Origin of the sequence: Parerythrobacter aestuarii, assembly GCF_030140925.1 — a bacterium.
GTDB lineage: Bacteria > Pseudomonadota > Alphaproteobacteria > Sphingomonadales > Sphingomonadaceae > Parerythrobacter > Parerythrobacter aestuarii.
In genome coordinates this window covers 1969972-1983491 of sequence record NZ_JARBWD010000001.1, presented here as the reverse complement: position 1 = coordinate 1983491, position 13520 = coordinate 1969972, and the positions used below count along the sequence as shown (strand labels likewise).

The following is a 13520-nucleotide window of genomic DNA, read 5'->3' as shown; positions in this document are numbered from 1 at the left end:
CCCTCCTTTTTCAAGGAGGTGAGAGGATACCACCAAACGCGCCGGACAGCGAATCGCGCCGGCGCAGCTGGTGGAAATCAGACCAGCTCGACCGCCACAGCGGTGGCTTCGCCGCCGCCGATGCAAAGGCTCGCGACGCCCTTGGTCTTGCCCTGCTGCTTCAGTGCGTTGAGCAGCGTGACAATGATGCGTGTGCCGCTGGCGCCGATCGGGTGGCCCAGTGCCGTCGCACCGCCGTTGACGTTGATCTTCTCGTGCGGGATGCCGATGTCACGCATGGCGAACATGGAAACGCAGGCGAAGGCTTCGTTGACTTCCCACAGGTCGACATCGTCGACGCTCCAGCCGGCCCTATCCAGCACCTTCTCGATCGCGCCGACCGGGGCGACGGTGAAGTCCTTGGGCGCACGCGCGTGGGCAGCCATGGCGACGATTTTCGCGACCGGTTGCTGGCCATTTCCCTTGGCAACGCTTTCGCGGGTCAGGACGATCGCCGCCGCACCATCGGAAATGGAGCTGGAAGTGGCAGCGGTAATAGTGCCGTCCTTGGCGAAGGCAGGACGCAGGGTCGGGATCTTGTCCGGCATGCCGCGGCCGGGCTGTTCGTCAGTGTCGACCGTGACATCGCCCTTGCGGGTGGCGAAGGTGACCGGAACGACTTCATCGGCAAATGCCCCGCTTTCGATGGCAGCATTGGCGCGGCGCAGCGACTCGATGGAATAACCGTCCATGTCTTCGCGGGTCAGCTGGTATTCGTTGGCGGTGTCCTGCGCGAAAGTGCCCATCGCGCGGCCTGCCTCATAAGCATCTTCCAGCCCGTCGAGGAACATGTGGTCGTAAGCGGTGTCATGTCCGATGCGCGCGCCGCTGCGGTGCTTCTTGAGCAGGTAGGGAGCATTGGTCATGCTCTCCATTCCGCCGGCCACGACATAATCGATGGTGCCGCTGGCGAGCGCTTCCGCGCCCATGATGACGGTCTGCATGCCGCTGCCGCAGACCTTGTTGACGGTCGTCGCCTGGACTGATTCCGGCAGGCCCGCCTTGATGGTCGCCTGGCGCGCGGGTGCCTGGCCGAGGCCGGCCGGGAGGACACAGCCCATGTAAGTGCGGTCGAATTTCTCGCCCGGGACGCCGGAGCGCTCGACTGCTGCCTTCACTGCAGTCGCGCCAAGGTCAGTCGCGGAGACATCGGACAGGGCGCCCTGCATTCCACCCATCGGGGTGCGGGCGTAGGACAGGATGACGACGGGATCTGCGGCGGAGAACTGGGCCATGGAGAGGGACCTTTCTGCGAGTCTTATGCGTTGGAATAGCGACACGTCACCTAGTGCTGCACTGCGGCAATTACAAACAGGATACGTTTGCAGGGGCGATAGCAGCGATCACGATGTCGCTTGTCATACCCCGCGCAATGGTCGAGATAAGTCGCAAAGAGAAACCTGAGGAGGAGATAAGCCATGGCCGAAGACAAGAAGGCAGAGATGGAAGCCATCCTGCGCAAGCAGCGCGAGGCCTTCACCGCTGCTCGCCCGGAACCGTTGAGCATGCGCCGCGACCGGATCAAGCGAGCGATTGCCATGCTGGTCGACCATGGCGACGAGCTGGCCAAGGCCATGAGCGCCGACTTCGGCAATCGCAGTCACGAACAATCGATGCTGACCGACATCACCGGCACCATCGGGTTCGGCAAGTACTGCCTCAAGCACATGGACAAATGGGCGCGTCCGGAGAAGCGCGGCCTGCGTTTCCCGCTGGGCCTGATGGGAGCCAAGGCGGAACTGCGTTACGAGCCCAAGGGCGTCGTTGGCATCCTCTCACCCTGGAACTTCCCGGTGAACCTATCGATCGGCCCGCTCATGCAGATCCTCGCAGCGGGCAACCGGGCGATGATCAAGCCGAGCGAATTCACGGAGAAGACCAGCGAGCTCACAGCGGAGGTCGTGGCCAGGTATTTCGCCGAGGACGAAGTGGCGGTGATCACCGGCAGCCCGGAAGTGGCTGCAGCATTTTCTTCGCTGCCGTTCGATCACTTGCTGTTCACCGGTTCGACAGCGACTGGCCGCAAGGTCATGGAAGCTGCCGGACGCAACCTCGTGCCCGTGACGCTGGAACTGGGCGGCAAGTCGCCTGTCTTCCTCGGCCGCAGCGCCAATTTCGAGCAGGCCGGCGAACGCATCGCGCTGGGCAAGATGCTCAACGCCGGGCAGATCTGCCTCGCGCCGGACTATCTCTATGTGCCGGAAGACAAGGAGCAGGTGGCCGTCGATTCCGTTCGCCAGGCTGCGCACAACATGTATCCGACCCTGCTCGACAACGATGACTACACATCAGTCGTGACAGATCGCCATTTCGACCGTCTGCAGACCATGGTCGCCGATGCCCGCGACAAGGGAGCGGATGTGATCGAAGTAAACCCGGCGAACGAGGATTTCTCCTCCACCAACACTCGCAAGATGCCGCTCACCATCCTGCGCAATGTCAATGACGACATGATGGCGATGCAGGAGGAAATCTTCGGACCGGTCTTGCCGGTCAAGACCTACAAGAATGTCGATGAAGCGATCGATTATGTGAACGAGAACGACCGCCCGCTGGGCCTGTACTACTTCGGTGCAGATGCAGGCGAGCGCGAGCATGTGCTGACCCGCACGATCTCGGGCGGGGTGACCGTCAACGATGTGATCATGCATGTGTCGATGGAAGACCTGCCCTTTGGCGGGGTCGGGCCGAGCGGTATCGGGTCCTACCATGGGCCCGAAGGCTTCAAGGAATTCAGCCACGCCCGCAGTGTCTACACACAGCCAAAGGTGGATGTAGCCAAGCTCGCCGGGCTCAAACCGCCCTATGGCGACACCACCCGCAAGAACATTGCGCGGGAGATGAAGAAGGCGTGAGCGAAGCGAGTGTCCCGGCGTAGGCCGGGACCTCCCTGATCCCGGCACAGGATTGCAGGAGACCCCAGCCTGCGCTGGGGTTCACGTGCTATTGCACATTTTGCACGATTGCAGGGGCAATACAGCCCTTCGCCCCCTTGCGCCTTGGCGGTGGCGGGACTAGGGCGCACCCAACCCCAAATCAGCCTCGCGAGTCAGTCTCTTGGTCGACCTTTCGCAATACCTGCCGATCCTGATCTTCCTGTTCATCGCGGTCGGGCTTTCCGCGCTGTTCGTGTTCCTGCCGATGGGCGTCTCGCGACTGACGGGATCGCACAAGCCGACTGCGGAAAAGCTCAGCGAATACGAGTGCGGTTTCCCCGCCTTCGAGGACCCGCGCAGCCAGTTCGACGTGCGCTTTTATCTCGTGGCGATCCTGTTCATTATCTTCGATCTTGAAGTCGCGTTCCTGTTTCCCTGGGCCGTCAGCCTTGACCTGACCGGTTGGGCCGGGTGGGCCACCATGATGATCTTCCTCGGCGAGCTGGCCATCGGCCTCGCTTACGCGTGGAAGAAGGGCGCGCTGGAGTGGGAATGACATGAACACGACCAACACCACGCTCGCCGGCCTGACGCCTGATACCATCGGCCAGATGCCGACCGCACAGGGCGGCGAAGTTCGCCAGCCCGATGCGGACTATTTCCATGCGCTGCAGACTGAAGTGAACGACAAGGGTTTCCTCGTCACCAGCACGGAAGACCTGTTCCAGTGGGCGCGCACCGGCTCGCTGTGGTGGATGACCTTTGGCCTCGCCTGCTGCGCGGTAGAGATGATCCACGTCAACATGCCGCGCTATGACATGGAGCGGTTCGGCGTCGCCCCTCGCGCCAGCCCGCGCCAGAGCGACGTGATGATCGTGGCCGGAACGCTGTGCAACAAGATGGCCCCGGCGCTGCGCAAGGTCTACGACCAGATGTCGGAGCCGAAATACGTCATCTCGATGGGCAGCTGCGCCAATGGTGGCGGCTATTATCACTACAGCTATTCAGTTGTGCGCGGATGCGACCGCATCGTGCCGGTCGATATCTATGTCCCCGGCTGTCCTCCGACGGCAGAGGCGCTGCTCTATGGCGTGATGCAGCTGCAGCGGAAGATCCGCCGCGAAGGGACGATCGAGCGATGAGTTTCGTTCATTCAGGCCCCCGCATGGCACCTAACGATGGCGTTCTCGACACGCTGACCAAGGCGCTGGGCGACATGGTCGTCGGCTCGAAAGAAGAGTTCGGCGAGATCGTCATCACTGTCGCGCGCGACCGGATCGAGGATGCGCTGCGGACCTTGCGCGACGATCATGCCTACCAGCAGCTGGTAGAAATGGCCGGGGTCGATTACCCGGACCGCGCGGAGCGGTTCGAAGTCGTCTACATGCTGTTGAGCCTGACCAAGAACCACCGCGTCATGCTCAAGGTCACCGCCAGCGAAATCACCCCGGTGCCGACCGTCACAACGCTTTGGCCCAACGCCGGCTGGCTCGAGCGCGAAGTGTTCGACATGTATGGCGTGCTGTTCAGCGGCAACCCGGACCTGCGCCGGATCCTGACTGATTACGGCTTTGAGGGGCATCCCTTCCGCAAGGACTTCCCGCTCACCGGCTATACCGAGCTGCGCTATTCCGAAGAGGAAAAGCGCGTGGTGTACGAGCCGGTCGAGCTGGCGCAGGACCTGCGGCAGTTCGATTTCCTCTCACCCTGGGAAGGCTCCGACTACGTGCTGCCCGGTGACGAAAAGGCGGAGGGTGAGCCAAAGTGAGGCGCACCGCCATCCTCCTTGCCGTTCCGGCGTTGATCGCGTGTTCACCTCCGGGCGATGCGGAAACCGCGGATGACTACGCCGGGCGCATCGGCGCATCCGGTGTGACCACGCCGAACCAGCAACCTGCAGCAGCTGTTGCAGCGCCCGCGCTCCCGGCCGGGGTCCAGGCCACTCAGCTCCAGCGGCTTGGAGACATCGGTTCGGTCGATCTGGGCCAGCGCACTGGCGGTTGCACATTCATGGAGGTGGGGCGCGAAGTCTTCTTCACCTCGGGCAACCCACAAAGCGGCAAGGGCGTGATCCGCGTCGGCGGCGAACTGGTTACGGTCGATGCCAAGGGCAATGTCGACGCCATCAAGACCGGCACCACTTTCTCGGCACCCGGCGTCAGCATCAGCGTTGCCCCGGCAGCGGGCAACGAGACCCGCCGACCTGCCAACATGGTTGTGACTGATGCAGGCGGCGTGACACAGAGCTATAGCGGCGATTGGATTTGCGGATGAGCGTGCAACTGGAACAGTCGCCGACCACCGGCGACGAAGTCATCTCCAACTACACCATCAACTTCGGGCCGCAGCACCCAGCGGCGCACGGCGTGCTGCGCATGGTGATGGAGCTCGACGGCGAGATCATCGAACGGATCGACCCGCATGTCGGCCTGCTGCACCGCGGCACCGAGAAGCTGATCGAGCACAAGACCTATTTGCAGGCGCTGCCCTATTTCGACCGGCTCGATTACTGCAGCCCGCTGTGCATGGAGCACAGCTACGTCCTCGCGATCGAAAAGCTGCTCAACCTCGAGGTACCCGAGCGTGCCCAATATCTGCGCGTGCTGTTTGCCGAGCTGACCCGCATCTGCAACCACATGCTCAACATCGGCGCGCATGTGATGGACGTGGGCGCGATGACGCCCAATTTGTGGGTGTTCGAACTGCGCGAAGACTGCATGAACTTCTTCGAACGCGCCAGCGGCGCGCGCATGCACAGCGCCTGGTTCCGCCCCGGCGGTGTGCACCAGGATGTGCCGGAGAAGCTGCTGGTCGACATCGGCGACTGGCTCGACACGCGCCTGCCCGAGCTGTTCGGCGATGCCATGAGCCTTGTCATCGACAACCGCATCTTCAAGCAGCGCAATGTCGACATCGCGGTGGTTTCCAAGGACGACGCGGTGGCCTGGGGCTTCAGCGGCCCGATGATCCGCGCGGCCGGCATCCCGTGGGATATCCGCAAGAGCCAGCCTTACGAAGTCTATGACCGGATGGAGTTCGACATCCCCGTTGGCACCAATTCGGACTGCTACGACCGCTTCATGGTGCGCGTGAAGGAAGTCTACGAGAGCGCGAAGATCATCAAGCAGTGCCTGGCCCAGATGCCCAAGGGTCCGGTCGCCAGCACCGACGGTAAGGTCTCCCCGCCCAAGCGCGGCGAGATGAAGCAGTCGATGGAAAGCCTGATCCACCACTTCAAGCTCTACACCGAAGGCTTCCATGTCCCGGCAGGCGAAGTCTACGTCGCCACGGAAAGCCCGAAGGGCGAGTTCGGCGTCTACCTCGTCAGCGACGGCACCAACAAGCCGTATCGCTGCAAGATCCGCCCGACTGCCTTCAGCCACCTGCAGGCGATGGACTTCATGTCCAAGGGCCACATGCTACCTGACGCGACCGCAATTCTTGGCGCGATCGACGTGGTGTTCGGGGAGTGTGACCGGTGAGGCATCTAGGCGTTGCCTTTATGGCTATACTGATGTTGGCACTTGCAGCATGCTCTGATGCATCGAGCGTGCGCGAACATCTCGAAGGACGGATGCCGGGCGCAACGTTTTCCGAAGTTGAAGAGGTCCCATTGGCTGAGTTTGCCGCTGCTTTCGACGAAGCGGGCATTTCCTCCAGGTCCGCTTCGGAGTTTCTCCACGAACCGCAGTTTGAAGGCGCCAGATTTTATAAGCTGCAATCTAAACGTACCAACGATTACGGCAATGAAGTTGCTACACTCCACTACTGCTTGGTCAATGATGGTCAGGTCGAATGTCAGGTATTTAAAGCTTTGAATTCAGTTGAGGAAATGACGCGAGGCAGGAAATCTTGATGGTCGCCCGTGAACTCTTCATCTTTGTCGCGGCGTTTGCGGCCTTCGCTTCGGCGGTGGCGGCGTATCTGGCCGTGTTTCACGGGGCCTCGAGCCTCAAGGAAATCCTCTCGACGGCCTTCGCCGCCGTCATTGGCCTCTATGTCGGTCGCTACCTGCAAGCGAGGCTGAGCAATGGCTGAGCAGCTGACCGACAACGAACTCGCCAGATCTAAGGCCGACGGCAAGAGCGCGCTTGTCGTGGTGGGCATGTTCGCGTTGCTGGTAATCGCAGGGCCGCTGCTCTTTTTCGGCCTGCTGGCTGCGGGTCAGGCTGGCTATCTCGATTTCTTCGCGGCCAACATCTGGGCTATTGCCCTGGTCGTGGTCGCCATCCCGCTCTGTATCTGGTTGCCCATCCTGTGGGTGGGTGGCCGTCTCGACCGCAAATATCTCGAGCGCGAGGCATCGGAGCGCGCGCTTGCAAAGGATTCCGAACGTGGCTGATCGTCATCTCGCCCCCGATACGCCCGAGCTGCGCGAGCGCTGGGGTTCGTTCGCGTTCTCGCCCGAGTACAAGCGACAAGCGGACAAGCATATCGCCAAGTATCCTGAAGGGCGCCAGCGCAGCGCGGTGATGCCGCTGCTCGACCTCGCCCAGCGGCAGGTTGGCGAAGAGACCGACACGCAGGGCTGGCTGCCGCTGCCGGTGATGGAATATGTCGCCAACTATCTCGACATGCCTGTGATCCGCGTGGTCGAGGTCGCGACCTTCTATTTCATGTATAACCTTGTTCCGGTTGGGAAATATCACGTGCAAGTGTGTGGCACGACGCCCTGCATGCTGCGCGGCAGCGACGATATCATCACCGCCTGCAAGAAGCGCGGTATGGAAAAGGGCAAGGTCTCCGAGGATGGCCTGTGGACCCTCACCGAAGTCGAATGCATGGGCAATTGCGCCACCGCACCGATGGTCCAGATCAATGACGACAATTACGAGGACTTGACCGTCGAGCGGCTCGATGCCGTGCTCGATGCGCTGGCCAAGGGCGAAACGCCGAAGGCTGGGACGCAGGAGCCGGGGCGGCACACGTCGGAGCCTTCGGGCGGGCCGACCACGCTCAAGGAAATGGTCACCGGGAACCATGACTACCGGGGGGAATGGTGATGACCCTGCGCCACCTTCACATTCTCGCCAAGTCATCTTTGTCGCTAGGTGCGACGGCGCTGATCACCGGCGGCATTGCCATCTGGCGCGGCCTGCCGAATGCCGGGGACATCGCCATGATCTCGGGCGCTGTCCTCATGCTGGGCGGCACCGCCATGCTGGTGCAGGTCCCGACTGGAGATGCGCTGGCGATGGAGGAGACGGTCGAAGTCGTCGAGAAGGATGAGAACGATGCTGGCTGACAAGGATCGCATCTTCACCAATGTGTATGGCTTCCAGGATTGGGGCCTCAAGGCAGCGCAGGCGCGCGGGGACTGGGACAATACCAAGGCCCTGATCGAGCGTGGGCAGGATTCGATCATCGACGAGATCAAGGCTTCGGGCCTGCGCGGGCGCGGCGGGGCAGGCTTCCCAACCGGTCTCAAATGGTCGTTCATGCCCAAGGAATCGAAGGACGGTCGCCCGAGCTTCCTCGTCATCAATGCCGACGAGTCCGAGCCGGGTTCGTGCAAGGACCGCGAGATCATCCGCCACGATCCGCACAAGCTGATCGAAGGCGCGCTGGTCGCCGGTTTCGCCATGCGCGCGCGGGCGGCCTACATCTACATTCGCGGCGAGTACATCCGCGAGGCGGAAACGCTGCAGGCGGCGATCGACGAGGCCTATGACGCGGGCCTGATCGGCAAGAATGCCAGTGGCACCGGCTATGATTTCGATGTCTTCATGCACCGCGGTGCAGGCGCTTACATCTGCGGCGAAGAAACCGCGATGATCGAAAGCCTCGAAGGCAAGAAAGGCCAGCCGCGCCTCAAGCCGCCGTTCCCGGCCGGCGCGGGCCTCTATGGCTGCCCGACCACGGTCAACAATGTCGAGAGCATTGCGGTCGTCCCTACGATCCTGCGACGCGGCGCGAGCTGGTTCGCCAGCTTCGGCAATGAAGGCAACCACGGCACAAAATTGTTCCAGATCAGCGGGCATGTCGAAAAGCCCTGCGTGGTCGAAGAATCGATGAGCATTTCCTTCCGCGAGCTGATCGAGACGCATTGCGGCGGAATTCGTGGCGGCTGGGACAACCTGCTGGCGGTGATCCCGGGCGGCAGCTCGGTTCCGCTGGTCCCGGCCAAGGACATCATCGATGCACCGATGGATTTCGACGGGCTCAAGGCGGTCGGATCGGGCCTCGGCACGGCGGCGGTGATCGTCATGGACAAGTCGACCGACATCGTCCGCGCGATCAGCCGCATCAGCTATTTCTACAAGCATGAGTCCTGCGGCCAGTGCACCCCGTGCCGCGAAGGTACCGGCTGGATGTGGCGCATGATGGAACGCCTGCGCACCGGCGATGCGGCAATCGAGGAAATCGACATGCTGCAGCAGGTCACAAAGCAGGTCGAAGGCCACACCATCTGCGCGCTGGGCGACGCCGCCGCATGGCCGATCCAGGGCCTGATCCGCCACTTCCGCCCCGAGCTGGAGCGGCGCATCGAAGAGCACAACGCGAAGTTCGCGGAGGCGGCGGAATGAGCCCGATGAAGCGCTTTCCTGGAGTTCTCTATGGTGCGGGATTCGCCTTGATGGTGGTCTACGTATTTCCTGAGTTTTTCGGGCTGCAGTTGGCCCAAGATTCGCTGCTCCTCATCTTTGGCCTCCTGCTGAGTGCAGGCGGAGGGATCATCGAAATGCTGGGGAACACCAAAGTTCAAGAGAGCGCGGAAAATGCCTAAAGTCACCGTAGACGGACAGGAACTCGAAGTCCCTGAGGGCGCGACCGTCCTGCAGGCGTGCGAGCAGGCGGGGAAGGAAATCCCGCGCTTCTGCTATCACGAGCGGCTGAGCATTGCCGGCAATTGCCGCATGTGCCTGGTTGAAGTGAAGCCGGGGCCGCCCAAGCCGCAGGCGAGCTGTGCGCTGCCGACCAGCGAAGGCCAGGAAATCCGCACCGACACCGAAATGGTCAAGAAGGCGCGCGAAGGGGTGATGGAATTCCTCCTCATCAATCACCCGCTCGATTGCCCGATCTGCGATCAGGGCGGCGAATGCGACTTGCAGGACCAGGCCGTGGCCTATGGCCGGGGCGGCAGCCGCTACCAGATGAACAAGCGGGCGGTGACCGAGAAATATATGGGTCCGCTGATCAAGACGGTCATGACCCGCTGCATCCACTGCACCCGCTGCGTGCGTTTCTCCGAAGAAATCGCCGGCGTGGACGAAATCGGCGCGATCTATCGCGGCGAGGACATGCAGATCACGACCTATCTCGAGCAGGCCGCCGAGCATGAGCTCAGCGCCAATGTGATTGACCTGTGCCCGGTCGGCGCGCTCACCAGCCGTCCCTACGCCTTCGAGGCGCGCCCATGGGAACTGAAGCGCACGCTCAGCATCGATGTTTCGGATGCGGTCGGCGCGAACATCTCGCTCCACTCCAAGGGCCGCGAAGTCATGCGCGCGCTGCCGCGCATCAATGACGACGTCAACGAGGAATGGGTCAGCGACAAGGGCCGCTACATGGTCGATGGCCTCGGCAAGCGGCGGCTCGACAAGGTCTTCATGCGAAAACGCGGTGGTCTGCAGCCCGCTGGTTGGGACGAGGCCTTCAAGGCTATCTCAAAAGCGCTCAAGGGCGACACCAAGGCGATCGCCGCCGTCGCGGGCGATATGGTCGATTGCGAGACGATGTTCGCGGCCAAGGCGCTGCTCAAGGCCTGCGGTTCCTCGCTGATCGAAGGCCGCCAGACCGGCATGGACTATGACGTGTCGAACCTCGCGGCGGTCAATTTCAACACCACCTTCGCCGGGATCGAGACCGCCGATGCGATCCTGATCGTCGGCAGCCACGTCCGCTGGGAAGCCCCGCTGGTCAACGTCCGCCTGCGCAAGGCGGCAAAGCGCGGCGCGAAGGTTTACATCATCGGACCGGAGTGGGAGACGACCTATCCCGCAACCTTCCTCGGCAGCGATCTTGCGGTGCTGTCGAAGCTCCCGAAGGACCTGGTCGATACCTTCAAGGCTGCCGAACGCCCCGCCATCATCCTCGGCGGTGCGGCAGTGGGCCGGGGTGCGCTCCATGCCGGTCTCGCCGCTGCCGAGAAGTTGGGCGTGGTCAAAGATGGCTGGAACGGCTTCAACGTGATGCACTTCTCCGCCGCGCGGATGGGCGGGCTGATGCTCGGCTTCGCTCAGAAGGGCGGGATGAAGGATATCGTCGCGGCCAAGCCCAAGGTGGTGCTGAGCCTCGGCGCTGACGAGATGGATTTCGAGCCCTTCGCCGATACGCTCAAGGTCTATATCGGCCACCACGGCGACAAGGGCGCGCATGCTGCGGATATCATCCTGCCCGCAGCTAGCTTTGCCGAGAAGGACGGCACCTACGTCAATACCGAAGGCCGCGTGCAATACGCCGAAAAGGCCGTGTTTGCGCCGGGCGATGCGCGCGAGGACTGGACCATCCTGCGCGCGCTGGCCGATGCCATCGGGGTCGAGGTCGGCTTCGACAGCTTTGCCGAGCTGCAGGCCGCGATGATCGCCGAAGTCCCGGCGCTGGGCGAAGAAGGCCTGGCTGATTACGGTGCGCTGCCCAAGGCGGACAGCAAGGCCAAGGCCGAGGGCACGATCGACGCCTATCCGATCAAGGATTTCTACCTCACCAACCCCATCGCCCGCGCCAGCGCGGTGATGCAGCAATGTTCGGCGGAACTGCTCCATGGCGACGAGCTAAAGGAGGCTGCGGAATGAGTAAGTCCTCTAGGCAAGTCCACAGCGTAATAGTCCATTTCGCGATGAGCAATGCTGTGCCGATTTTACTGTGGTCCGCAATTGCATTGGTCTTGATCACAGCCGCATTATATTCTGCTCAATATCTCATCAGGGTGGAAAATGACTCCACCAGTGACGGGACGCGCTATTATTTGTTCTTTGACGGTCTCAGAATGGCCTTGAGTGAAGCTGTTTGGCCATTCGTTGGCGCAGCAATGGTTTGGACCCTCCAGCGGCGCAAACCGGAGGGTAAATCGGATGACTGAGTTCTTCCAGTCTCTTGGCCTGTTCGGCTATTCGCTGAGCTACCAGGGCGCGTGGTTCGTTGCCACGATCGCGGGCATCCTGCTGATCGCGTTGCCGCTGATGCTGGCGGTGGCGATGATCATCTATGTCGACCGCAAGGTGTGGGCCGCGATCAACCTGCGGCGCGGGCCCAATGTGGTCGGGCCGTTCGGCTTGCTCCAGTCCTTCGCCGACGGGCTCAAGGTGTTCCTGCAGGAAACCATCATCCCGAGCGCGGCAAACAAGGGCATCTTCATCCTCGCGCCGATCGTTACCTTCACCGTGGCGCTGATGGCCTGGGCGGTGATCCCGTTCGATGCCGGTGTGGTGCTGGCCGATATCAATGTCGGCCTGCTTTATGTCCTCGCGATCAGCTCGCTTGGCGTTTACGGCGTGGTGATGAGCGGGTGGGCGAGTAACTCCAAATACCCGTTCTTCTCCGCCATGCGCGCCGCCGCGCAGATGATCAGCTACGAAGTCTCGATTGGCTTCATCCTGATCTGCGTGGTGCTCTATGCGGGCACGTTCAACCTCAGCGAAATCGTCGAGGCGCAGCGGGGCCATGGCTTCGGCATCGTCAACGGCTATTTCTTCAACCTGCTGCTGTTCCCGATGTGGGTGGTGTTCTTCATCTCCGCCCTGGCCGAGACCCAGCGCGTGCCGTTCGACCTGACCGAGGCCGAGTCCGAGCTCGTCGCCGGGTATCAGACCGAATACAGCTCGATGAGCTTCGCACTGTTCTGGCTGGGCGAATATGCCAATATCCTGCTGATGTGCAGCCTCAACACGATCCTGTTCTGGGGCGGGTGGCTGCCGCCGGTGGACTGGGCACCGCTCTATTGGGTGCCCGGGATCGTGTGGTTCCTGCTCAAAACGTTCTTCTTCTTCTTCATGTTCAGCTGGGTAATGGCGACGGTCCCGCGCTACCGCTACGACCAGCTGATGCGGCTGGGCTGGAAAGTCTTCCTGCCGATGAGCTTGCTGTTCGTCGTGCTGGTGAGCGGCTGGCTGATGCTGACCCGTTTCGGAGGCGCTGCATGAGCACCGTCGCACATCTCATCAAGTCGTTCACCCTGTGGGAGTTCGTGAAGGCGCATGCTCTCACGCTGAAGTATTTCTTCAAGCCCAAGGTGACGATCAACTATCCGTTCGAGAAGAACCCGCTGAGCCCGCGATTCCGCGGCGAGCATGCGCTGCGGCGCTATCCCAACGGAGAAGAGCGCTGCATCGCCTGCAAGCTGTGCGAAGCGATCTGCCCGGCGCAGGCGATCACTATCGAGGCCGAACCGCGTGACGATGGCAGCCGCCGCACCACCCGGTATGACATCGACATGACCAAGTGCATTTATTGCGGTTTCTGCCAGGAAGCCTGCCCGGTGGATGCCATCGTCGAGGGTCCGAACTTCGAATATGCAACCGAAACCCGCGAGGAGCTGCTCTATGACAAGGCCAAGCTGCTCGCTAATGGTGACAAGTGGGAGCGGGCGATCGCCGCGAACCTTGAAGCCGATGCGCCGTATCGCTAGGGGGCCGCGCGTGATTGGGGCAGCTTTTCAGTCTTTCC

General features: G+C 62.0%; 17 protein-coding genes and 1 pseudogene. 17 read left to right on the top strand and 1 reads right to left on the bottom strand.

From position 1 onward, the window contains the following. Nucleotides 1–77: 77 nt before the first annotated feature. Nucleotides 78–1274, bottom strand: a complete 1197-nt coding sequence (locus tag QPW08_RS09705) for a thiolase family protein (RefSeq protein WP_284125611.1) — start codon at nucleotides 1272–1274, stop codon at nucleotides 78–80. A gap of 183 nt (nucleotides 1275–1457) precedes the next feature. Here QPW08_RS09705 and QPW08_RS09700 point away from each other — a divergent pair, with 183 nt between their 5' ends. The 17 genes and pseudogenes from QPW08_RS09700 to nuoI all read left to right on the top strand — a co-directional run bounded on the left by QPW08_RS09700 (nucleotide 1458) and on the right by nuoI (nucleotide 13482). Next, nucleotides 1458–2894: a coniferyl aldehyde dehydrogenase gene (locus tag QPW08_RS09700; protein ID WP_284125610.1), complete on the top strand. Its 1437-nt coding sequence runs from the start codon at nucleotides 1458–1460 to the stop codon at nucleotides 2892–2894. 202 nt (nucleotides 2895–3096) lie between these two features. Then, nucleotides 3097–3471 carry an NADH-quinone oxidoreductase subunit A gene (gene ndhC / locus QPW08_RS09695; protein ID WP_284125609.1) on the top strand — a complete coding sequence of 125 codons (375 nt, stop codon included), beginning with the start codon at nucleotides 3097–3099 and terminating at the stop codon, nucleotides 3469–3471. 55 nt (nucleotides 3472–3526) lie between these two features. Further along, entirely contained in the window at nucleotides 3527–4057 is a 531-nt protein-coding gene (locus QPW08_RS09690) for a NuoB/complex I 20 kDa subunit family protein (protein WP_284126331.1), read from the top strand. Continuing rightward, nucleotides 4054–4677 (top strand): annotated as a pseudogene (locus QPW08_RS09685) (NADH-quinone oxidoreductase subunit C); the annotation flags it as partial. The gene QPW08_RS09690 and the pseudogene QPW08_RS09685, both read left to right, overlap by 4 nt. A gap of 2 nt (nucleotides 4678–4679) precedes the next feature. Next, on the top strand, nucleotides 4680–5189 hold the full coding sequence (locus QPW08_RS09680) for a hypothetical protein (RefSeq protein ID WP_284125608.1): 510 nt from the start codon (nucleotides 4680–4682) through the stop codon (nucleotides 5187–5189). Further along, entirely contained in the window at nucleotides 5186–6397 is a 1212-nt protein-coding gene (locus QPW08_RS09675; RefSeq protein WP_284125607.1) for an NADH-quinone oxidoreductase subunit D, read from the top strand. The genes QPW08_RS09680 and QPW08_RS09675 overlap by 4 nt, the downstream gene beginning before the upstream one ends. 20 nt (nucleotides 6398–6417) lie before the next feature. Further along, the gene (locus QPW08_RS09670; protein WP_284125606.1) at nucleotides 6418–6771 is read left to right on the top strand and encodes a hypothetical protein; all 354 of its coding nucleotides are present in this window, start codon (nucleotides 6418–6420) and stop codon (nucleotides 6769–6771) included. Further along, the gene (locus tag QPW08_RS09665; RefSeq protein WP_284125605.1) at nucleotides 6771–6953 is read left to right on the top strand and encodes a hypothetical protein; all 183 of its coding nucleotides are present in this window, start codon (nucleotides 6771–6773) and stop codon (nucleotides 6951–6953) included. The genes QPW08_RS09670 and QPW08_RS09665 overlap by 1 nt, the downstream gene beginning before the upstream one ends. Next, entirely contained in the window at nucleotides 6946–7257 is a 312-nt protein-coding gene (locus QPW08_RS09660; protein ID WP_284125604.1) for a hypothetical protein, read from the top strand. Before QPW08_RS09665 ends, QPW08_RS09660 begins: the two co-directional genes overlap by 8 nt. Beyond that, nucleotides 7250–7918: an NADH-quinone oxidoreductase subunit NuoE gene (gene nuoE, locus QPW08_RS09655; RefSeq protein ID WP_284125603.1), complete on the top strand. Its 669-nt coding sequence runs from the start codon at nucleotides 7250–7252 to the stop codon at nucleotides 7916–7918. The genes QPW08_RS09660 and nuoE overlap by 8 nt, the downstream gene beginning before the upstream one ends. Next, nucleotides 7918–8160 (top strand): hypothetical protein, encoded by a 243-nt coding sequence (locus tag QPW08_RS09650; protein ID WP_284125602.1) that lies wholly within the window; start codon nucleotides 7918–7920, stop codon nucleotides 8158–8160. The genes nuoE and QPW08_RS09650 overlap by 1 nt, the downstream gene beginning before the upstream one ends. Beyond that, a complete protein-coding gene (nuoF, locus tag QPW08_RS09645) occupies nucleotides 8150–9442 on the top strand; it encodes an NADH-quinone oxidoreductase subunit NuoF (protein ID WP_284126330.1) in 1293 nt (430 codons plus the stop codon). The genes QPW08_RS09650 and nuoF overlap by 11 nt, the downstream gene beginning before the upstream one ends. Then, entirely contained in the window at nucleotides 9439–9642 is a 204-nt protein-coding gene (locus QPW08_RS09640) for a hypothetical protein (RefSeq protein WP_284125601.1), read from the top strand. Before nuoF ends, QPW08_RS09640 begins: the two co-directional genes overlap by 4 nt. Beyond that, on the top strand, nucleotides 9635–11650 hold the full coding sequence (gene nuoG, locus QPW08_RS09635; RefSeq protein ID WP_284125600.1) for an NADH-quinone oxidoreductase subunit NuoG: 2016 nt from the start codon (nucleotides 9635–9637) through the stop codon (nucleotides 11648–11650). The genes QPW08_RS09640 and nuoG overlap by 8 nt, the downstream gene beginning before the upstream one ends. Beyond that, nucleotides 11647–11937, top strand: a complete 291-nt coding sequence (locus QPW08_RS09630) for a hypothetical protein (protein WP_284125599.1) — start codon at nucleotides 11647–11649, stop codon at nucleotides 11935–11937. The genes nuoG and QPW08_RS09630 overlap by 4 nt, the downstream gene beginning before the upstream one ends. Next, complete coding sequence (gene nuoH, locus QPW08_RS09625) at nucleotides 11930–12997, top strand: NADH-quinone oxidoreductase subunit NuoH (RefSeq protein WP_284125598.1); 1068 nt, start codon at nucleotides 11930–11932, stop codon at nucleotides 12995–12997. Before QPW08_RS09630 ends, nuoH begins: the two co-directional genes overlap by 8 nt. Continuing rightward, nucleotides 12994–13482 carry an NADH-quinone oxidoreductase subunit NuoI gene (nuoI, locus tag QPW08_RS09620; protein WP_284125597.1) on the top strand — a complete coding sequence of 163 codons (489 nt, stop codon included), beginning with the start codon at nucleotides 12994–12996 and terminating at the stop codon, nucleotides 13480–13482. Before nuoH ends, nuoI begins: the two co-directional genes overlap by 4 nt. Nucleotides 13483–13520: the final 38 nt, after the last annotated feature.